The organism is Paenibacillus xanthanilyticus (genome assembly GCF_042682185.1).
Lineage (GTDB): Bacteria > Bacillota > Bacilli > Paenibacillales > Paenibacillaceae > Paenibacillus_Z > Paenibacillus_Z xanthanilyticus.
The window spans coordinates 110,571-131,029 of the sequence record NZ_JBHUHA010000001.1 but is presented as its reverse complement, the minus strand read 5'-3'; the positions used below and the strand labels follow the sequence as shown (position 1 = coordinate 131,029).

At 61.0% G+C, this 20,459-nt stretch carries 14 protein-coding genes; 6 read left to right on the top strand and 8 right to left on the bottom strand.

The window, feature by feature from the left end; all coding sequences use genetic code 11:
- Positions 1-95: 95 nt before the first annotated feature.
- Positions 96-1,838: a fibronectin type III domain-containing protein gene (locus ACFSKT_RS00640; protein ID WP_377719867.1), complete on the top strand. Its 1,743-nt coding sequence runs from the start codon at positions 96-98 to the stop codon at positions 1,836-1,838.
- A 77-nt stretch (positions 1,839-1,915) separates the two neighbouring features.
- On the opposite strand, the gene ACFSKT_RS00635 is transcribed toward ACFSKT_RS00640, so the two are convergent.
- The gene (locus tag ACFSKT_RS00635; RefSeq protein ID WP_377776291.1) at positions 1,916-2,602 is read right to left on the bottom strand and encodes an ABC transporter substrate-binding protein; all 687 of its coding nucleotides are present in this window, start codon (positions 2,600-2,602) and stop codon (positions 1,916-1,918) included.
- The gene (locus tag ACFSKT_RS00630) at positions 2,583-3,554 is read right to left on the bottom strand and encodes a helix-turn-helix transcriptional regulator (protein ID WP_377776290.1); all 972 of its coding nucleotides are present in this window, start codon (positions 3,552-3,554) and stop codon (positions 2,583-2,585) included. Before ACFSKT_RS00630 ends, ACFSKT_RS00635 begins: the two co-directional genes overlap by 20 nt.
- Positions 3,555-3,772: 218 nt before the next feature.
- Here ACFSKT_RS00630 and ACFSKT_RS00625 point away from each other — a divergent pair, with 218 nt between their 5' ends.
- Positions 3,773-4,630, top strand: a complete 858-nt coding sequence (locus tag ACFSKT_RS00625) for an alpha/beta hydrolase (RefSeq protein WP_377719865.1) — start codon at positions 3,773-3,775, stop codon at positions 4,628-4,630.
- Between the two features lie 97 nt (positions 4,631-4,727).
- Here ACFSKT_RS00625 and ACFSKT_RS00620 read toward each other — a convergent pair whose 3' ends face one another.
- The 3 genes from ACFSKT_RS00620 to ACFSKT_RS00610 all read right to left on the bottom strand — a co-directional run bounded on the left by ACFSKT_RS00620 (position 4,728) and on the right by ACFSKT_RS00610 (position 7,308).
- Positions 4,728-5,750 (bottom strand): FecCD family ABC transporter permease, encoded by a 1,023-nt coding sequence (locus ACFSKT_RS00620; protein ID WP_377719864.1) that lies wholly within the window; start codon positions 5,748-5,750, stop codon positions 4,728-4,730.
- Positions 5,743-6,750, bottom strand: coding sequence for a FecCD family ABC transporter permease (locus ACFSKT_RS00615; protein WP_377719863.1), 1,008 nt, complete (start codon positions 6,748-6,750; stop codon positions 5,743-5,745). Before ACFSKT_RS00615 ends, ACFSKT_RS00620 begins: the two co-directional genes overlap by 8 nt.
- Before the next feature lie 228 nt (positions 6,751-6,978).
- Positions 6,979-7,308 carry a YnfA family protein gene (locus ACFSKT_RS00610; protein WP_377719862.1) on the bottom strand — a complete coding sequence of 110 codons (330 nt, stop codon included), beginning with the start codon at positions 7,306-7,308 and terminating at the stop codon, positions 6,979-6,981.
- Positions 7,309-7,509: 201 nt separating this feature from the next.
- On the opposite strand from ACFSKT_RS00610, the gene ACFSKT_RS00605 reads away from it, so the two are divergent.
- Together ACFSKT_RS00605 and ACFSKT_RS00600 are read left to right on the top strand one after the other, a co-directional pair.
- The gene (locus ACFSKT_RS00605) at positions 7,510-8,718 is read left to right on the top strand and encodes an MFS transporter (protein ID WP_377719861.1); all 1,209 of its coding nucleotides are present in this window, start codon (positions 7,510-7,512) and stop codon (positions 8,716-8,718) included.
- Positions 8,719-8,786: 68 nt separating this feature from the next.
- Positions 8,787-9,629 carry an aldo/keto reductase gene (locus ACFSKT_RS00600; protein ID WP_377719860.1) on the top strand — a complete coding sequence of 281 codons (843 nt, stop codon included), beginning with the start codon at positions 8,787-8,789 and terminating at the stop codon, positions 9,627-9,629.
- 200 nt (positions 9,630-9,829) lie between these two features.
- Here the strand turns inward: ACFSKT_RS00600 and ACFSKT_RS00595 are convergent, their stop codons facing one another.
- The 3 genes from ACFSKT_RS00595 to ACFSKT_RS00585 form a co-directional block, all read right to left on the bottom strand.
- Positions 9,830-10,384, bottom strand: coding sequence for a methyl-accepting chemotaxis protein (locus ACFSKT_RS00595; protein ID WP_377719859.1), 555 nt, complete (start codon positions 10,382-10,384; stop codon positions 9,830-9,832).
- A 17-nt stretch (positions 10,385-10,401) separates the two neighbouring features.
- Complete coding sequence (locus tag ACFSKT_RS00590) at positions 10,402-10,833, bottom strand: VOC family protein (RefSeq protein WP_377719858.1); 432 nt, start codon at positions 10,831-10,833, stop codon at positions 10,402-10,404.
- 201 nt (positions 10,834-11,034) lie between these two features.
- The gene (locus tag ACFSKT_RS00585; protein ID WP_377719857.1) at positions 11,035-11,754 is read right to left on the bottom strand and encodes a YebC/PmpR family DNA-binding transcriptional regulator; all 720 of its coding nucleotides are present in this window, start codon (positions 11,752-11,754) and stop codon (positions 11,035-11,037) included.
- A gap of 271 nt (positions 11,755-12,025) precedes the next feature.
- On the opposite strand from ACFSKT_RS00585, the gene ACFSKT_RS00580 reads away from it, so the two are divergent.
- Together ACFSKT_RS00580 and ACFSKT_RS00575 are read left to right on the top strand one after the other, a co-directional pair.
- Positions 12,026-18,733: a DUF7507 domain-containing protein gene (locus ACFSKT_RS00580; protein ID WP_377720621.1), complete on the top strand. Its 6,708-nt coding sequence runs from the start codon at positions 12,026-12,028 to the stop codon at positions 18,731-18,733.
- Positions 18,730-20,415: a hypothetical protein gene (locus ACFSKT_RS00575; RefSeq protein WP_377719856.1), complete on the top strand. Its 1,686-nt coding sequence runs from the start codon at positions 18,730-18,732 to the stop codon at positions 20,413-20,415. The genes ACFSKT_RS00580 and ACFSKT_RS00575 overlap by 4 nt, the downstream gene beginning before the upstream one ends.
- Positions 20,416-20,459: the final 44 nt, after the last annotated feature.

Here is a 20,459-nt window from a genome sequence, read left to right as displayed (position 1 = left end):
GATGCCAAGGAGGTGCGAAGCCGCGCGTTTGTCACCACAAGACGGACATAAGCGAAAGCCATCCCATCCTTACCGATGACGAAGGAGGTAGTTTGATGAAAACGTCTTCACCGCATCCGATCACCGCAAGGAAAATCTTGTCGCTCGTCTTGGTTGCCGCACTTCTAATCATGTGTATTCCCGCGCTGGCCTCCGCCGCCGACCGCGGCGCTTGGGCCCCTAACGTAGCTTATTCCGTGAACGATACCGTCACCTACGGCGGCAAAACGTACACCTGCAGACAGTCCCACACCTCGCTGACCGGCTGGGAGCCGCCTAATGTGCCTGCGCTCTGGCTCGCGGCGACCGGCGGTACGACCGATACGCAAGCACCGGCGGCGCCGTCCAACCTGCGCGTCACGGCAACCACCTCGACCAGCGTCGCCCTTGCCTGGAATGCCGCTACGGATAACGTCGGCGTAACCGGCTACGACGTCTACCGCGGCGCTTCGATCGTCGGCAGCACCGCAGGCTCCACCCTATCGTTTACGAACACCGGCCTTTCGGCGAGCACCTCTTATACGTATACTGTCAAAGCGAAAGACGCCGCGGGCAACGTCTCCGCCGCCAGCGGATCCATCAGCGTCACGACGCCGGGAACCGGCGGCAGCGACACGCAAGCGCCGACCGCGCCGGGTAATTTGGCCGTGACCGGCACGACTTCCTCAAGCGTCTCGCTCTCATGGAGCGCTTCGAGCGACAATGTCGGCGTGGCTAGCTACCAAGTATTGAACGGCGCGTCCGTCGTGCAGACGGTTACGGGCACGACCGCTACGGTAACCGGGCTTAGCGCTTCCACGACCTATACGTTCACAGTAAAAGCCAGAGACGCGGCTGGGAATACGTCCGCGGCCAGCAATGCCGTCAGCGCGACGACGCCAGGCACGGGAACTGGCGGCTCCATTCCGAAGCACACGCTCACGGGCTACTGGCAGAACTTCGTCAACGGCGCCACGAATCTGAAGCTTAGCGCCGTGCCGAGCCAATACGACATCATCGTCGTCTCGTTCGCGGAGATGGATCTTAGCAAGCCGGGCGGCGTCACGTTCAACGTCGACTCCTCGCTCTCGAATGCGCTGGGCGGATACACGAACGCGAATTTAATCGCCGACATCGCCGCCAAGAAAGCCCAAGGCAAGAAGGTCATCCTCGCGATCGGCGGGGAGAAAGGCAACGTGAACTTGAACGCGGCATCGCCGAACATCAGCAACTTTGTCAACAGCATGTACGGCCTCATCACGCAATTCGGCTTCGACGGCATCGACATCGACCTCGAGAACGGCATGAATGCGGCCAACGTCGCAACGGCCGTGCGCCAGCTCCAGCAGAAGGTCGGCTCCAGCTTCATCCTGACGATGGCGCCGCAGACGATCGACATGCAGAATGAGAATACCGCTTATATGCAGCTCTACAAGAGCTTGAAGGACATCACGACGGTCATCAACGTCCAGTACTACAACTCCGGCTGCATGCTTGGCCGCGATGGCAAATGCTATTCGCAGGGGACGGTCGACTTCCTCACCGCGCTGACCGACTTGACGCTGCAATGGGTGGCGCCTAGCCAGCTCGGCCTCGGTCTGCCGGCAACGACGTCCGCCGCCGGCGGCGGCTATGTGAGTCCGTCCGTCGTCAACAACGCGCTCGGCTGCTTGACAAGCGGCACGAACTGCGGCAGCTACAAGCCGGTTGCCAAGTATCCGGATCTGCGCGGCGCGATGACCTGGTCGATCAACTGGGATGCCTCCAGCGGCTATGCCTTCGCTAATACCGTGAAGCCCTATTTGACGAACCTGCCTTAAGCAACATTGCATGCAAAGAATGCCCGGGAATCCGAGATCCCGGGCATTCTTTATTGTCTTCGGACAGGTGTTTCCTCCTATCGTTCCGCGAACATGGTCATCATCTCGTCGACGACGCGCTCATGCGCGAGCGGCGAATATTCCAGCCATGGCTCAGAAGGAATGAGCCGAAGCCGGTTTTGGCGGACAGCTTTCAAATCGTTCCAGCCGGGGTCGGCTTGCACGGCCTGCCACTTCCGGAGCGTCTCCTCCTCCTGACGCACCATCAGCAGGACGTGATCCGCATTCAGCTGCTGGATCGCGGCGAGCGGCAATTCCTTGACGGGGTTGTCCAGCTGTTCCAGCGGATAAGCCGATGTCAGTCCCAGATCGCCGAAGAGGACATCCGTAATATTAGGCCGTGCAAACAAGGAGAAATTGCCTCGGGAGAATCGCAGCACCACGAATGTCTGCCCGCAGATGATCGGCTCGATTCGCTTACGCGCCGTATCTACCTGCCGCTCGTAGTCGGCCAGCCACTGCTTGGCCGCCGCTTCCTCGCCTAATAACGCCGCCGCGTCGCGTAATCGCGTCCGCCATGCGCCGCGCAAATAATGTACCGGCGCGATGGACTCCAGCTGCGCCTTCTCTTCATCGGCCGTCTGCGCCTCGCACAGGATCAGATCAGGCGGGGCGTTCCTCAGCAGCGCCACATTCGACTCCCAATCGACGCCATAGCGATACGCGCTCAGATGAAGCGGAATTTCATGGCCGTAACGCTGCATGTAGTAGCCCCCCCCACTTCGGATGCAAAGGAGCCGCGTAAGGCACGATGCCGAGCGCAAGCAAGACGCCCGTGGCGCCATTGCTGTACGTGGCGATTTTCCGCCGCCGGTTAGCCAGATAGACCGAAGGCGATACGCCGAAATAACGCTTGAATTTGCGGCTGAAATAGAACTCGTCCTGATAGCCGACCTCATGCGCGATATCCCGAAGCAGCATGGGCGAGGCGGTCATCAGCCGCTTGGCTTTGCTCATGCGCAGGCCGGCTATGTAATCCGCCGTCGTTTGGCCGTATCGCTTCTTGAATGCATCCATGAAATATTTCGCGCTCAGACCGGCGATATTCGCCAGTTGGTCGGCGGCGATGTTCTCCTCGTAGTGACCGTCGATATAAGCTTTCGCCGCGGCAAGCGGATCTTGTCCATGCTCATCTCTATTCGCGTCTTGCTCCTGCTTGAGAAGGAGGTACAGCATCGTGTAGAAATCGGCCGCGCAGCGGAAACGCTCCAATTCCGATCCGGCCGTCCAGTGCTCGAGGAGGCGGTCGGACAACCGTGCGACCTCGTCGCTAAGCGTCATCTCGCCCTGCCTGCTGCGTTCGTCGACCCGAGGAGCCGCAACGCGAGCGAGCGCCTCTCCGCCTTCGCCCGGCTGATAAAGATCGAAGCGAATGAGCGTCAACTCCGCGGCGGCAAATACGCGCTCGATGCCGAAGGTCTGTCCGGGCATACAAAGGTAGATTCGTCCGCCCCGCAGCGTCAGTTCATGCCCGTCCAGCCTTAAAACGCCTTCGCCTTGCTTACATAACAACAGCGTCATGGAATCCGTCAGCTGCTGCGGGAGCTGACCGCCCGATGCCTTCGAGATCCGTTCAATCGAGGTTAACCGAGCCGTCGAATGCGCGACCTGATGTTTCCATTCGTGACTTGGGCCGATTGTCGTTAACGTTCCCATCTGCATGACCCGCCTTTTCCGTTCTATTTGATAATGATTATCACTATTAATTACAGTATAGCAGACATCCTTTTCAGCCGGTAGACCGTTCTTGGCCCGACGTCCATTCGGAATGAGCGCTGCGTCCATGTACGGCGTGCGGTCGGATTACTATAATGCTTGGCATATCGCCCTATTTGCGAAGCAACGTCCGCCGGACGAAAGGAGAAATGCGAACCATGAGCGAAGCAACACGCGCGGCAGCTGCGGCTGATCCCGCTTCCCCTGTCACGGCTGCCGCAGCCCTGCCGGGTACGACCGCCTTCGAGATTACGTCCCGCGCGAATGGGCGCCTCTATGCCATTCAAGTCGCGATTCCTCGAGGCGCACCGCCTGAGCAAGGGTTCCCGGTCATCTACGTTCTCGATGGCAACGCCATCTTCCCGTTCTTCGCCCAGTCGCAGCGGCTGCTAGCCGCACGGCCCGACGTGACGGGCGTCGTGCCCGCGGTCATCATCGGCATCGGCTATCCCGGCGAAGAAGCGTACCCGCCGGCCCGGCATTACGATTTCACGCTCACATCGAACCATGCGCAGCTGCCTGCCAATCCGTCGGGGAAAGCTTGGCCGGAGCAAGGCGGCGCCGCGCCGTTCCAGGATTTCCTGGAGCATGAACTGAAGCCCGTGATCGAAAGCCGGTATCCGATTAATCGCCGTCGTCAATCGCTATTCGGCCATTCTCTCGGCGGCCTGTTCGTGCTGCATGCCCTCTTTACGCGGCCGAGCGCATTCCAGACTTACATCGCCGGCAGCCCGTCCATCCATTGGAACGAACGGCTGCTTCTCGAAGAAGAGCGCCTGTTCGCCGAGCAGGCGGCGCTGGGCAGCGTCGCCGCTCGGCTCTATATCGCCGCTGGCGAATTGGAACGCTCCCATCACAGCGGCATGAACGCCAACGCGGCCGCGATGACCAAGCGTCTGGCACGGCTTACGTCGAACGGACTAGACGTGCGCTTCGACGAGATCGAAGACGAGGGACACCTCTCCGTGCTGCTCCCGCTTACCGGCCGCGCGCTGCGATTCGCGGCCATCCCGTAATCGTTCGCGCCGAAGAGCCTTGGATGGCGCAAGATCATCCAAGGCTCTTCTTCTGCTGCAAAGGGCGGTCCGGATCGGAGCTTCGCCGCGTTCATTCCTACTTCGCCGTACGGAATAACAGATAGACGAAATACGGTACCCCGATGATCGAGATCACGATGCCCACGGCCAGCTGGTTCGGCGCGAACACCGTCTTGCCGATGAGATCCGCGACGACGACCATCGTCATGCCGATGAATCCGCATACCGGAATGATCCGGCTATGCTTCAATCCGACCAGCCTCTTGGCGATGTGAGGGGCAATCAGCCCGACGAAGCCGATGCTGCCGGATACGGCTACGCAGGCGCTGACGAGCCCGACGCACGCGATCAACAGCCCCCTGCGTTCCCGCTCGACCGGCACGCCGACGCCAGCTGCGCTGTCCTCCTCCAGCTGAAGCACGTCCAGCACGTAGGACTTCATCCAAATGAAGGGCACGAGCACGAGCAGCCAAGGCAGCATGGAGACGACGTAGGTCCAATTGGCGTTATATACGCTGCCGGCCAGCCATACGGCCGCCATCTCGAAATCTTGCGGATTCATCTTGAGCGAGACGTACAGCGTGACCGCGCCGAAGCCCGAACCGATCGCGATACCGACGAGGATGAGCCGCTGCGGATCCAGCCGTTTCCCCTCGCGCGCCAGCATGAAGATGAGCGACGCCGCCAGCAAGCCGCCAGCCAAGCCGCACAGCGGCATCAGCATGATCGACCACGTCCCGAGCCCGGTTACGCTGCCTTGGAACAAGAACATGAACAGCACCGTTGCCGTGCCCGCGCCGGCATTGATGCCGAGCATGCCGGTGTCGGCCAATCCATTGCGCGTGATGCCTTGGACGACCGCGCCGGCGATGCCGAGCGCGAAGCCGACGAGCGCGCCGATGACGATGCGCGGCAGGCGGAATTCGAAGAGGACGAGATCATGCTCCATGACGGGATCGATCCGAAGCAGCGTCTTCACGACATCCTTGACGGAAATATCGAACGTGCCTTCCGTGATACTGATATACAGCGCGACGGCAAGCAGCGCCCAAGTCACCGCCAGCACGGTCCAGAGCCGCGATTGCGAACGGCTACGCATGTTTGCCGCCCCCCTTCGTCTTGATCAGATACAGGAAGAACGGTACGCCGAACAAGGCGGTCAAGACGCCGATCGGCGTCTCGAACGGCGCGTTGACGAAGCGGCTGGCGACGTCGCACCAGCCGAGGAACAAGCCGCCCACGATAGCCGATGCCGGTATGACGAAACGGTAATCGATGCCGACGAGATAGCGGACGATATGCGGCACGAGCAGACCGACGAACGCGATTTTGCCCGCCAGCGCGACCGAGACGCCGCACAACAACGTCACGCTGATTAGCGACAGCACCTTAACGAGCCGGGTCCGCTGGCCGAGATTGGCTGCGATGTCATCGCCGAGCGAAAGCACGGTAATGGATTTGGACAACGCGATCGCAAGTCCTAAGCCGACGACCGCGAACGGCACGGCGAGCTTGATCATCGCCGGGTCCATCTGATGCAGCCTGGCGTTATACCAGAAGCTGATGGATTGGGACAGTTGAAAGTACGACGCGATCGCCTCGGCCACGCCATTCAGGAACGTCCCGATAATGGTGCCGAGGATCGCCATCCGCACCGGAGAGAGCCCGTTCGGCAGCAGCCATGCCAAGCCGAATACGAGTCCTGCCCCCAAGGCCGAGCCGATGAGCGAATACAAGATCATGTCGAAGCTCGAGCTGTTCGGCAGCAGCGCCATGCACAGCGTAATGACGAAGATCGAGCCGTCCGAGACGCCCATGATGGAGGGCGAAGCGAGATAGTTTCGCGTCATCCCCTGCATGATCGCGCCGGATACCGCCAGGAACGCCCCGATCATAAGCGCGCCAACAGCACGGGGCAGCCGGGAAGTCATAATAATCTGATGGTCCATATTGTCGGGGTCGAACTGGAAGATCGCCGCCCGGATCGTCGCCGGACTAATGTCTTTCGCTCCGTAGAGGACGGAGATGATCATTGTCGCCAGGATGGCAAGCGGGGCCAGTACAAAGATGGACGTCCGCATGATGGAGTGGTATCGCATAGTTCACGCCCTGTTGGTCAAAGTGGAGGAGCTTTCGAGTCTATCACGTCACCAGTGATAATGATTCTCAACAGACATTATAGTTGGCGCGGCTGCGAACAACCATGGACGATAACCGGGTGCCGCATGGACATTCGTCGGCGCCCTGGCAGCTTGAACATGAACGCGAAGAAGCTTGTCCGTACGGGGTACGGGCAAGCTTCGCCTTGTCGGCGCGCCAAGGCGCCATCAGCCGCCGCGCGGCGCGAACAGGATGATCGAGACGCCGACCAAGCATACGGCCGCGCCGATCCAATCGAACATATCCGGCGTCTTCCGGTCGATCCCCCATCCCCAGAGGATCGCAAGCACGATAAATACGCCGCCGTATGCGGCATAGACTCTGCCGAAGCTCGGGAACGACTGCCAAGTCGGTATAATGCCATACGCCACCAGCACCAAGCTTCCCGCGATGCCATACCACGCGGGCTTCGATTCGCGAAGCCACAACCATACGAGATAACCGCCGCCAATCTCGGCCAGTCCCGCGGCGACAAACAAGACGATTGCCGATACCATTTTTGCCCCTCTCTTCCTTTCCAAATACGCGACTCGCCCCAATTCCGGATTGGTTTGGTTGGCGATCGACCGATGCACCGCTGGCGCACAGGCACTTTGAAGTGCCTATAGTACTTCAAAGTGCGTACTATCTATCGCCGGGCGTACCGTTCATAATAACATTCACCGGCCGGTGATAACAGAAGAATCGGAGTGAGAGATATGGCGCTTGATGCCAAACGCGCCGCGTGGGCGCTGCTCGCTTTGGCGATTAGCGCCTTTGCGATCGGAACGACGGAATTTATTAGCGTGGGGCTGCTGCCCTTAATCGCGGAGGATTTGAACATATCGGTGGCCACTGCAGGCTTGACCGTGACCGTATACGCGCTTGGCGTGACCTTCGGCGCTCCCGTGCTGACCTCCCTCGCATCGGGGATCGGCCGCAAGACGCTGCTCATCTGGATTATGATCGTCTTCATCGCGGGCAATTCGCTCGCGGCGATGTCCGGCGGCATCACGATGCTGCTGACCGCACGGATCATCTCCGCCTTATCGCATGGCATATTCATGTCCATCGGCTCGACGATTGCCGCCGACTTGGTGCCCGAACATCGCCGGGCAAGCGCCATCGCGACCATGTTCTCGGGCTTGACCGTCGCGACGGTGACGGGTGTGCCGCTTGGCACCTTCGTCGGCCAGCAACTTGGCTGGCGTGCCGCGTTCGCGGCGATCGCGGCGATCGGGGCGCTTGCGTTGATCGCGAATCTGCTGCTGGTGCCCGCCGCGCTTCGCAAGGGCGGCAAAACGCCGGTCCGCGAACAGCTGCGGCTCGTTACGAACGGCCGGCTGGCGCTCGCTTTCCTAATTACCGCGCTCGGCTATGGCGGCACCTTCGTCGTCTTCACCTATTTGTCGCCGCTGCTGCATGACATTACCGGCTTCAAGCCGTCCACGGTTGCGCTCATCCTGCTGGTGTACGGCATCGCGATCGCAATCGGCAACATCATCGGCGGCAAGGCGGCCAACCGCAATCCGTTGACAGCGTTATTCTACATGTTCGTCGTACAGGCGGTCGTTCTGCTCGTGCTGACGTTCGCCGCTCCCTTCAAAATCGCCGCGCTCGTCACGCTGTTCGCCATGGGTCTGCTGGCCTTCATGAACGTGCCCGGACTCCAGGTGTACGTCGTGAATCTCGCCGAGCAATACGCACCCAAAGCCGTCGATGTCGCCTCTGCCGTCAATATCGCGGCCTTCAATGCCGGCATTGCGATCGGCGCGTATTTGGGCGGTATCGTCGCGGAACGTTTGGGACTCGTCCATACGGCTTGGGTTGGGGCCATCATGGTAGCGATCGCCGCCGCCTTGACGGCATGGAGCCGGCTGCTGGCACGCAGGGAAGAAACGCGAGCGGCGTTTAAGAAAGCCGGATAACACGCAGTTGAACGACGCATTTTTACGAACCAGAACCAACCTACCATTCATCCGGGAGGAACATCCTAATGACAGCAACCATTCACAATTGCACCACCCTTCATAACGGCGTCGCCATGCCATGGCTCGGACTCGGCGTATTCAAGGTCGAGGAAGGCGAGGAGCTGGTACAAGCGATCCGTTCGGCCATACGCCACGGGTACCGAAGCATCGATACGGCTGCGATCTACGGCAATGAAGCCAGCGTCGGACAAGGCATCCGGGAAGCGTTAGCCGAGAGCGGCCTATCCCGGGAGCAATTGTTCGTTACCTCGAAAGTATGGACCGCCGACATGGGCTACGAGGAGACGCTCGCCGCTTATGATGCCAGTCTGGCGAAGCTCGGCCTCGACTATCTCGACCTCTATCTCATCCATTGGCCGGTAGCGGGAAAAATCAACGACACGTGGCGCGCCATGGAGAAGCTCTACCGGGATGGACGGGTGAAAGCGATCGGCGTCAGCAACTTCCAAGTTCATCATCTGGAAGCGCTGATGGAGACCGCCGAAATAAAACCGGCCGTCAATCAAGTCGAATTCCATCCATTATTGACGCAAGCGGAGCTGCGTGCGTTCTCGAAGTCGCACGGAATTCAGCTCGAAGCATGGTCCCCTCTTATGCAAGGGATGCTGCTCGATCATCCGGAGCTGCGCGACATCGCGGAGGCGCACGGCAAATCGGTCGCGCAAATTATTCTTCGTTGGGACCTGCAGCACGGCGTCGTCGCGATTCCGAAGTCGACGAAGGCGCATCGGATCGCCGAAAATGCCGCGGTGTTCGATTTCGAGCTATCCGTCGAGGACATGCGCCTCATCGACGCGCTGAACGAAAACCGCCGCGTCGGCCCGGATCCGGACAACTTCGATTTTTAAGCGATTCGGCCTTCTTACATCACAAGGGCTCGCCTTCCAGCCGATACATCGGCCGGAGGGCGAGCCCTTGTGCGTAATGCTGATGAAGCGCGTGACTAAGATCGCATGCGGCTTGATTCGGCGGCTTACACGCGGAATTTGCCGATCGTCTCCTTCAACGAGCCTGCCATATTGCGGAGCTGCTCGGAGAAACCCGCCACTTACTGCATCGAAGCGAGCTGCTCCTCCGATGCCGCCGCCACGCGAGCAGAGTCCATCGACGAGTTCGAAGCGATCCGTTCGACGTTGTTCAAGGAAACGGCGACGTGTTCGCTGCCGGCCGACATTTGCTCGGAAGCGGCGGATACTTCGCCGACTTGCTCCGACACCTGACGGATCGACTGGACGATCGCTTTGAACGTCTCCCCGGCCTTGTTCGCGACAACCGTGCCCGTTTGCGCTTCCGCCATCGATTGTTCGAGCGACACGACGGCTTCGCCCGTTCGTTCGCCGATGCCTTGCAGAATATCCGCGATCTGCGCGGAGGAGGTCTTCGAACGTTCCGCCAGCTTGCGGATTTCTTGCGCGACGACGGCGAACCCTTTGCCATGCTCGCCCGCGCGCGCCGCTTCGATGGAAGCATTGAGCGCCAGCAGATTCGTCTGGTTCGCCACCTCGCCGATCAACGCGATCATTTCACCGATTCGGGTGCTGAGCTGTCTGAGCTCGTGCATCGTATCGACGGATTTATGCAAGTTCTGCTCGATCGCCTGCATTTGAATGACGGTTGATATTAAGCTTGCGCGGCATTCGGGTCCTGTGCCGCATCCATATCCATATAGAAGACTTCCCACAGGTGGTGATCCACGTCCTGGAAGCTCCATTGGTACATAAAGCCATGATCGGCCTTGTCGCTGGACGGCTTACCGCCCGCGGCAAGCGCCCGGTTCACGACGGCGTCAACCTCTTCCCGGCTATCGACCGATAATGCGAAAATCGCTTCCGCCGTCGACTCGGCGTTCGCGATCTCCTTCGTCACGAACGTGCGGAAGTAATCCTCGACCAGCAGCATCGCGTATATATTCTCGCCGATTACCATGCAAGCCGCATTGTCGTCCGTGAAGTTCATATCAAATTCGAACCCGATTTCGCCGAAAAACGCCATCGAACGCTTTAAATCGCTCACCGGCAAGTTGACGAACAGTTGTTGTGCGCGAAAGACCATAATTAGACCACCTCATCATCGGAATCTACCCGGATCGCGGGCTGCAAACCCAATATAGCACAACTACCCGGACGATCGTTTCTTCCCGATTGCGATCCTGCTGGCCCTTAACGAAAAAAAGAGGCCTGCTCCCGCAAGCCTCCAGCTTTGATTCTCGACGTTCCGCCTCGCCCTCATACATATCCGGGGCTTGTCCGACGTCTACTCCTCGAATTCCACGTTATGATACACCTGCTGGACGTCTTCGAGATCCTCGAGCGTATCGATCATTTTCTCGAATTGCCCCACGCTCTCCTCCGGAAGGGTCACGTAATTCTGCGCGAGCATCGTCAGCTCCGCGACGGTAAACTCCGTCACGCCCGCGTTCTTGAACGCTTCCTGCACGGCATGGAATTGATCCGGCTCGGCGTAGACCATGACCGTCTCGTCCTCTTCGACGACGTCGCGCACGTCGACGTCCGCTTCGATCAGCAGCTCGATCGCTTCATCGGCCGTCTTGCCCGTCACACCGATGACGGCCGTCGCGTCGAACATGTACGCCACGGAACCGTTCACGCCCATGTTGCCGCCATTCTTGCTGAACGCGGCGCGCACGGCCGAAGCGGTACGGTTGACGTTATTCGTGAGCGCGTCGACGATGACCATCGAACCGTTCGGCCCGAAGCCTTCATAGCGCAGCTCTTCGTAGATTTCGTCCGAGCTGCCCTTGGCTTTCTCGATGGCGCGGTCGATGATCGCTTTCGGCACGTTATACGTCTTCGCCCGCTCAAGCACGACGCGCAGGGCGCGGTTCGATTCCGGATCCGGTTCGCCTTTCTTCGCGGCGACGTAGATTTCAAGGCCGAATTTGGCGTAAATACGGCTTGTATTCGCATCTTTAGATGCTTTCTTTTCTTTGATGTTGTTCCACTTGCGACCCATGATGTTCCCACTTTCTTCAATGATTTATTCCCATTATAACCGATTTTCGCGCAGAATGGACTCCCCCGCAAGCCGGAATTCCGACCGGATCGTTCAAATGTTCAAATTTTGATCACCGGCGCGGCGGCGTCAAGATTCTCTTCTATTGGCTGTGCGAACCCCAACCCGCCCTCGTCTTTTCGGCCGTTAACTACTATTGAACGCGCACGCTTCATAGAATGTTTTGACGGTAATCGAAACATCTCGCGCAGGCAGACCCATTGTCAAGGTGGTGAATCCCATTCCGATCATTACACGGGCAACGTTCAACGCCACCGGCGGAATTACGTTCACCGGCAACACGCTTGGTCTCAGCCGATCCGACACGACGGGCGTGCCCGGGACGCAGGACAGCATTGGCGCCTTCGCGACGACGACCTCGACGGGCGCTTTCGGCTCTTATCCAAGCGGTACCACGAACGCTTACGCGAGTAACAGCGCGTCGGCGATCCTCACCCTGCCCTCCGGCAGTACGATCTTATATGCCGAGCTCATTTGGGGCGGCTCTTATATTAATGGGAACGTGGATCTAAGCGCGTTCATTAACAATCCCGTCACGTTCACGACGCCGTCGGGCACATTCTCGATCTCACCGGATGCGGCGACCAGCAACACGGTCAATCTCGGCAATGGCGCCTTCGCTTATACGCGCTCGGCCAATGTGACGACGCAGGTGCAGCAGGCCGGCGCAGGTACATACACGACGAGTGGCGTAGTCGGCACGATCGTCATCAACAACGATTCGACGGCAAATCACGCCGGGTGGACGCTTGGCGTGATATACAACAATCCGAATTTGCCCTTCCGCAACATGTCGCTGCGCGCGGGCGCCGTACTCGTGCAGTCCACTTCAGGGCCGGTCACGACGACACTGAGCGGGTTCGCGACGCCGCTCTCGGGGACGCTGGGCGGAAGAGCGTTGTTCAGCGCCCAGGAAGGCGACGCGAACCGGACGGGAGATCAAGCCTTGTTCGGTCCGACCTCCGCGACGGCCGCCGCGCTGTCGGGACCGAACAACTTCGCCACCAATTTTTTCGCTTCGCAGATTAACGGCGATACCGGCACGCTCAACACGACCGGCACGTTCGGCACCCGGAACCAAACGAACGGCACGCCGGGGACGAATATCGTCGGCGGTCGTCAGGGCTGGGATATTACGAATGTTGACGTCTCCGCCCGATTGGTGAACAACCAGTCTTCGGCCGTGCTTATTCTGACGACCTCCGGCGACGCGTACGTCCTGAATGCGAATGCCATTCAGATCAATATCAACGCGCCGAACGTTACGCTTACCAAGAGCGCGAACGTAACGGGGGCCGTCGTCGGCGACGTGATCACCTATACCGCCACGGTCCGGAATACCGGCACAGCGAACGCCTCGAGCGTGGTGCTGACCGATCCGCTCCCGGCCGGCTTGACCTTCGTCTCGGGCAGCGTGACCGTCGACGGCGTGCCGCGACCGAATTACGACATTCTGGCCGGTGTCCCCATCGGCACGCTCGGGATCAACGGCGCCGTGACGATCACCTACAGGGCGAACGTCACGTCGAACCCGGCTCAGGTGGCGAACACGGCGAACGCCGCGTTTTCGTTCCAGAGCGTCGCCGGCGGTTCGACCATTACCGGCGTCATCCCTTCGAACACCGTGACGACGCCGGTCTACGCGCCGGTCGTCTCCATCGTCAAGAGCGCGAACCGGGCGAGCGCGACGGTCGGCAGCACGGTGACCTATACGCTCGCGATTTCGAACACGGGCAATATCGGCGCGTCGACGACCGTATCGGACAACATTCCGACCGGCAGTTCCTTCATGGCGGGCACGTTCCGCGTGAACGGCACCGTCATCCCGGGCGCGAACCCTGCGGCAGGGGTCGCTATCGGGACGGTAGGACCCGGCTCGACGGTCACCGTGACGTTCGACGTGCAGGTGAATGCGGTGCCGACGCCGCCGCAGTTCGTCGACCAAGGCACGGCGCAGTATACCTATTCGCCTCCGGATGGCCGAACGCTGTCGGGAAGCGCGTCGTCAAACGTCATCACCCTGCCGGTCTCGCTCCCCAACGTAACGGTCGCGAAGACCGCCAGCCTGAGCAGCGCCACGGTCGGCGATACGATCACATACACGTCGGTCGTCGCGAATAACGGGACCGAAGCCGTCACGAACGTCGTCTTGAGCGATGTCCTTCCGGCCGGGTCGCAATTCGTCGGCGGCAGCGTAACGGTCGGCGGGGTTTCGGCGCCCGCCGCCAATCCGGCGAGCGGCATCACGATCGGCACGCTTGCCGCGAGCAGCTCCGTTACCGTGACGCTCCAAGCGCGCGTCGTGTCCGTACCCGCAAGCGGACTGCTATTGAACCGGTCGAACATCTCCTACTCCTCCGGTACGCTTGCCGCCGGCGCGACCTCGAATACGACGACGACGAACGTGTTCCGGCCGGTCATCAACCTCGCCAAATCGGCGAGCGCAAACGCGGCCACGGTCGGCGATACGATCACGTACGCGATAGCCGTTACGAATACCGGCAATATTAGCGCGGCCGTGACGATCAGCGACAATATTCCCGCCGGATCGTCGTTCGTTCCGAACAGCGTGACGATAAACGGCACCCCAAGTCCGGGCCTGTCGCCATCCGCCGGCTTCAGCATTGGCACGATCGCGCCGGGCGGCGGAGCGACGGTCACCTTCCAGACCGTGGTAAATACCCTGCCGTCTCCTGCCGTGCTGACCGATCAAGCGACGTCCAGCTTCTCCTTTACCTTGCCCGGCGGCAGGACGATCACGGGCAACAGCAGCTCCAACACGCTGACGATCCCCGTCTCCGCGCCGAACGTCGCGATCACCAAAGCCGCCAGCGATACAGCAGCGGCCGTCGGCGAGCTCTTGACCTACAGCATCGCGGTCGCGAATAACGGAGGCGCTCCTGTCGGCAATGTCGTCTTGTCGGATCCGGCTCCGACCGGCTCGGCCTTTGTCGCCGGAAGCGTCACAATCGACGGCCTGCCGTTCCCCATGGCGAACCCCGACGCGGGCATCGCGATCGGGACGCTCAATCCCGGAGTCGTCGTCGGCGTCTCGTTCCAGATCCGCGTGACCGGCATGCCGGAATCCGGGCAACTGGCGAATGCGGCGATCGTTTCCTTCACGTCCGGCGCGTTCTCCGGCGCTTCGATCTCCAATACGGTCGCAACGCCGGTCGCCAAGGCCGCCATCTCGGTCGCCAAGAGTGCCAGTCTAACCAACGCGACGGTCGGCGACACGTTCACCTACTCGTTCGAACTGACGAACAGCGGCAATACGGCAGCCAATGTTACGTTGACGGATCAAGTCCCGGAGGCGTGCGTCTTCATCGCCAATAGCGTGCTCGTCGGCAGCACGCCAGTCCCAGGCACCAGTCCCGTAACTGGCATACCGGTGGGCAGCATCCCCCCAGGTGGCTCCGTCGTCGTCAGCTATGTCGTCGCGATCGAGACCTATCCGAGCTCGCGCCAGCTCGTGAACCAAGCGCAGGCCGCCTTTTCCTTCAATCTCCCGAACGGGAGATCCGTCAACGGCACGGCCAGCTCGAATACCGTGATCGTCCCGGTAGCTTTGCCGAGCGTTTCGATCTTGAAGAGCGTTAACCGCACGCACGCTATCGTCGGCGACACGCTGCTGTTCACCTCCGTCTTGACGAACAACGGAGGCTCCCCGATCAACGGGGTCAACATCCGGGACCTGCTTGCCGAGAATATCGCTTTCACCCCGGGAACTGTCACTGTCAACGGCGTGTCCAGACCGGCAGCTTCGCCCGCTGACGGCCTATCAATCGGTTCGCTGGCCCCTGGCGGGTCGGCAACCGTTACATTCGAGGTGAGCGTTATTATGGCAATCCCGTCTCAAGTGACCAACCAATCCACGGCAAGCTTTACGTCGGGCACGTTCTCGGCTACTTCCGCATCCAACGTGACCAACACCCCAGTCACGCAGCCCCAGATTGCGCTGGTCAAATCGTCCAGCACGAGCAACGCCACGCTAGGCGGCTCGATTACGTACACGATCGTCGTCTCAAATACCGGCAACCTGCCGGCGAACGTGACCGTTACGGACACGATTCCCGCCGGAACGACGTTCACGGAGAACAGCGTCCTCGTCGGCGGCTTGCCGCTCCCCGGCGCATCGCCCGTATCCGGCATCGCGGTCGGTTCGGTTGCGCCCGGCGAGACGGTCACCGTAACCTTCGGCGTTGTCGTCACGACATTGCCTTCCCCCCAGCAGCTGTCCAACACCGCGTCGTCTACTTTCACATATACACCGCCGGACGGCAGGATCATCACGGGCACCGCGCAATCCAATACCGTCACCTTCCCGGTCTCGGCGCCGAATGTCGGGGTCGTCCTAAGCACGCCTTTCACGGCGCTGACCGTCGGCGACACGGTGACGTTCACGGCCGTCATCACGAACAGCGGCATCGATCCCGTTTCGCTCGTCCAGTACACTGCGCCGCTGCCGCCCGACACGTCCTTCGTACCCGGAACGGTTACGGTGAACGGCGCGCCGGTACCGGGCGCAAGTCCGGTCAGCGGCGTGCCGATCGGGACGATCGCGCCCGGCGCTTCCACGACGGTGACCTATACGCTGCTCGTCGATTCCGTGCCGACCCCGGCGCAGATCGCCGCGACCGGCTCGGCAACCTTCACGTCCGGCGCATTCTCCGGCGTGTCGTTCTCCAACACGATCACCACGCCCATCTATCAGCCCGTCGTCGCCGCCGCCAAAAGCGCCAGTACTTCGAACGCCACCGTCGGCAACACGGTCACGTATACGTTCAACATGACGAATTCCGGTAATTACCCTGCCTCCGTCACGTTAACGGACAGTATCCCGGCGGGTACGTCCTTCGTGGCGAACAGCGTGCTCGTGAACGGCGCGCCGCTGCCCGGAGCCGACCCCGTGACGGGAATCGCCGCGGGCTCGGTGGCGCCAGACTCATCGCTGCAAGTGTCCTTCTCCGTCGTCATCGAGACGCTGCCGAACCCGCAGCAGATCGTCAATCAAGGCACGGTTGCATTCAGCTACACGCTGCCGGACAGCCGATCGTTCTCGCAATCGTCGGCCTCGAACACGGTGACGATATCGGTATCCGCGCCGAACGTCGCGGTGGTGAAGAGCACGCCGTCCACGGCCCTTGCGGTGGGCGATACCGTATCGTACTCGACCTCCGTCACGAACAGCGGCATCGATACGGTCAGTAATGTTCAGTTTACCGACCCGCTTCCGGCCGGCACGGCGCTGGTGCCCGGATCGGTCACCGTCGACGGCGTGGCTAGACCGGACGGCAATCCGTCGACCGGCATCATCATCGGCAGCCTAACCCCTGGACAGACGGTCGTGATCAATTTCAACGCGACGGTAACCGCGCTGCCCGATCCGGCCGTACTCAATAACCAATCGTCCGTCACCTTCACGTCGGGCGTGTTCTCGGGCGTTACGTTCTCCAATGTTACGACGACGCCGGTCTTCCAACCGATCCTAAGCGCAGCCAAGAGCGCAGGCACCGCCGCTGCAACCGTCGGCGACACGATCACCTACACGATGAACGTATCGAATGCGGGCAACTACGGTGCGACGGTCACGTTGACGGATACGATCCCGCTCGGCACCTCCTTCCTGCCGAACAGCGTGCTCGTCGGCGGCCAGCCCGTGCCCGGAGCCGATCCGTCCACCGGCATACCGCTCGGCATCGTGACGACAAGCGCAACCGTCTCGTTCTCCGTCCTCGTCGAGAGCTTGCCGCCTAACCAGCTCCTGACGAACCAAGCTTCGGCTACCTATACGTTCACGCTGCCGGACGGCCGGACGCTCGGCGGGTCGCTGACGTCGAACACGGTCGCGATCCCGGTATCCGCGCCGAACATCGCCATCGTCAAGTCGACCCCGGCGATCGACGCGGTCGTCGGCGATACGATCGCCTATACGATTACCGTCACGAACAGCGGTATCGCGAACGTGACCGACGCGGTGCTGACCGACGCCATCCCGGACGGCGCGGCGTTCGAGCCGGACTCCGTGACGGTCGACGGCTTGCCGCGTCCGGGCGCGATCCCGGGCAATGGCATCGCGCTTGGCACGATCGCGCCAGGCGGCAGCGTGACGGTTGCCTTCAGCGTCTCCGTCACGAATCTGCCGACCCCGGCCGAGCTGGGCAACCGGGCATCCGTTACGTTCACGTCCGGCGCGTTCTCCGGCAGCTCCCTATCGAATCTGGTCGTCACGCCGGTCTATCAACCGATCATCGGCCTGCTCAAAAGCGCGAATACGTCGAACGCGACAGTCGGCGATTCAATCAACTATCTCCTGTTCGTCACCAATACCGGCAACTTGCCAGCGACGGCTGCCGTGACCGATCAAATTCCGGTCGGCGGCGCGTTCGTGCCGAACAGCGTGCTCGTGAACGGCGTGCCGCAGCCTGGGGCGAATCCGACGGCGGGCATTCCGGTCGGCGTGGTCAATCCGGGCGAGACGGTTAGCGTGACCGTCTCGCTGGAAGTAACCGTCGAGACGCTGCCGGTCGGCCAACAGCTCGTCAACCAAGCCGCGGCCAATTTCACCTATTCGCCGCCGGATGGCCGGGTGCTCGCCGGCAGCGTCAATTCCAACACGCTCGTCATTCCGGTCTCGTCGCCGGACGTCTCCGTCGTCAAGAGTACCGAAGCGATCGATGCCGTCGTCGGCGATGTTATCACGTACGCAATCGTCATTACGAACAACGGCATCAGTCCGGTGAACAACGTCGTGCTTGTCGACCCCGATCCGGCCGGGACCGTATTCGTGCCCGGCAGCGTCACCGTCGGCGGCGCCGCGCGCCCGGCCGCTAATCCGAATACCGGCATCGTGGTCGGTACAATCGCCAGCGGCGCTTCGGTCACGGTTGCCTTCCAAGTCCAGGTCGTGACGATATGACGCCGGACGGACCGCGCGAATTCACCGTGCACAATCAGACGCATGTCCGTTTCCGGAACGGAACGTACGAAGGCGTCGCGTATTCCAACACGGTAAGCACGCCGCTTGTCGGTCCGCTGCTGCAAGTCTCGAAGAGCGTCAGCACGCCGAGAGCGTCCATCAACCAGATCGTCACGTATACGATCGCGCTTGCGAACAGCGGAAACCGTGCCGCGCAGGCGACGGTCGTCGATCCCTTGCCCGCCGGCTTATCGTTCATCGCCAACAGCGTCCTCGTCGGAGGCGTCCCGTTAACGGGCGTCTCCCCTGCGGGAGGCATACCGGTCGGCAACGTGGACGTCGGCGCCACCGTCCTGGTCACTTTCCAAGCGATCGTCGTCAGCATCCCGCCCGGCTTGCAGTTCGCCAATCAAGCGCGGGTCGACTATGTATTCACCGCGCTGGACGGCAGATCCGTGAACGGGACCTTGCATACGAACACCGCGTCCTTCGGGGTTAGCCCGTTCCGGCTGTCCGCTTCGGCCAGCTCGAGCACGACCGTCACCTTCGTGGGCGATGTCATCCCTTATGAGCTCACGTTGACGAACGAGGGCAGCGAACCGCTCGAGAATGCCGTCATCCTCATTCCGCTGCCGGAAGACCTCGCATTCGTGCCGGGAAGCGTCGTGATCAACGGGGTGCTCATGCCAGGCATCGATCCGTACAAGGGCATCCCGATCGGCACCCTTTTGCCCGGACAATCCGTAGGGGTGAGCGTCGGTATACGCGTGACCGGCGTCCCTGCCACTGAGCAAGTCGTCATCCAAGGGCAAATCACCTATACGATTGGCGGAGCCGCCGCGAGTCTGCTCGCTAACCCGCTCGTCTTCACCGTCGTGAAGCCCCAAGTCTCGATACGGGTACAGGTTGATCGTACGCAGGCTAGCGTCAACGACACGCTGCAGTATGCCGCCATCGTTCGCAACGACAGCAGCTTCGCCTTGGATGTGCGGCTGTCCGACCTGATTCCGCCCGGCACGTCGTTCGTGCCGGACAGCCTAACCCTGGACGGCCAGCCGCAGCGAGGGACGCGAATCGAGAACGGCCTTCCGCTCGGCACGCTGCTTGCCAATTCGCAGACAGTCGTTGCTTACCGCGCCAGAATTCTATCGTCCGCGGTCACTCCCGGGCTTCCGCCGATTCTCGAGGGCGCTCGCGCCTCGTTCACGTTCCGTCTGGCCGATGGAAGAGTCGTCAGTATGACCGCCGTCTCCAACGCGGTGAAGACGGATCTGTACGCGCCGATCATCGCCGTCACAGCCGCGGCCCAACCGCAATACGTGGAGCCCGGCGAATCGGTCGGCATCGGCGCGATCGTCCGCAACACCGGCAACCTGAGCGCCGACGTCAAGCTGATTCGGAGCGCTTACCCGTCCGAATATTATATACGGGATGTTCGCGTCGCCGGCCGACCCGTGCCGGGCTTTCCGCTATCGGAAGGACTTTACCTGGGTACGATCCCGCCGGGCGGATCGATTCGGGTCGCCTATATCGGCGACATCGGCACGGATTACGATGTCTCGCTGCCCGACATCGTCGGCCTCTTCACGGCAAGATTCACCTACCAATTCGGGGATCAAGTTAATTCCGGCGAAAGCCGCTCGAACGAATACGTCATCGTCGTGGATCAAACGAATGAATAATAACGGATTGTACGCACAAAGGGCTGTCTCAGGCGCCAATCAAT

Coding starts and splice junctions, on each gene's coding strand:
- ACFSKT_RS00640 (WP_377719867.1), top strand. CDS start 96: ATGAAAACGTCTTCACCGCATCCGATCACCGCAAGGAAAATCTTGTCG.
- ACFSKT_RS00635 (WP_377776291.1), bottom strand. CDS start 2,602: ATGCAGCGTTACGGCCATGAAATTCCGCTTCATCTGAGCGCGTATCGC.
- ACFSKT_RS00630 (WP_377776290.1), bottom strand. CDS start 3,554: ATGGGAACGTTAACGACAATCGGCCCAAGTCACGAATGGAAACATCAG.
- ACFSKT_RS00625 (WP_377719865.1), top strand. CDS start 3,773: ATGAGCGAAGCAACACGCGCGGCAGCTGCGGCTGATCCCGCTTCCCCT.
- ACFSKT_RS00620 (WP_377719864.1), bottom strand. CDS start 5,750: ATGCGTAGCCGTTCGCAATCGCGGCTCTGGACCGTGCTGGCGGTGACT.
- ACFSKT_RS00615 (WP_377719863.1), bottom strand. CDS start 6,750: ATGCGATACCACTCCATCATGCGGACGTCCATCTTTGTACTGGCCCCG.
- ACFSKT_RS00610 (WP_377719862.1), bottom strand. CDS start 7,308: ATGGTATCGGCAATCGTCTTGTTTGTCGCCGCGGGACTGGCCGAGATT.
- ACFSKT_RS00605 (WP_377719861.1), top strand. CDS start 7,510: ATGGCGCTTGATGCCAAACGCGCCGCGTGGGCGCTGCTCGCTTTGGCG.
- ACFSKT_RS00600 (WP_377719860.1), top strand. CDS start 8,787: ATGACAGCAACCATTCACAATTGCACCACCCTTCATAACGGCGTCGCC.
- ACFSKT_RS00595 (WP_377719859.1), bottom strand. CDS start 10,384: ATGCAGGCGATCGAGCAGAACTTGCATAAATCCGTCGATACGATGCAC.
- ACFSKT_RS00590 (WP_377719858.1), bottom strand. CDS start 10,833: ATGGTCTTTCGCGCACAACAACTGTTCGTCAACTTGCCGGTGAGCGAT.
- ACFSKT_RS00585 (WP_377719857.1), bottom strand. CDS start 11,754: ATGGGTCGCAAGTGGAACAACATCAAAGAAAAGAAAGCATCTAAAGAT.
- ACFSKT_RS00575 (WP_377719856.1), top strand. CDS start 18,730: ATGACGCCGGACGGACCGCGCGAATTCACCGTGCACAATCAGACGCAT.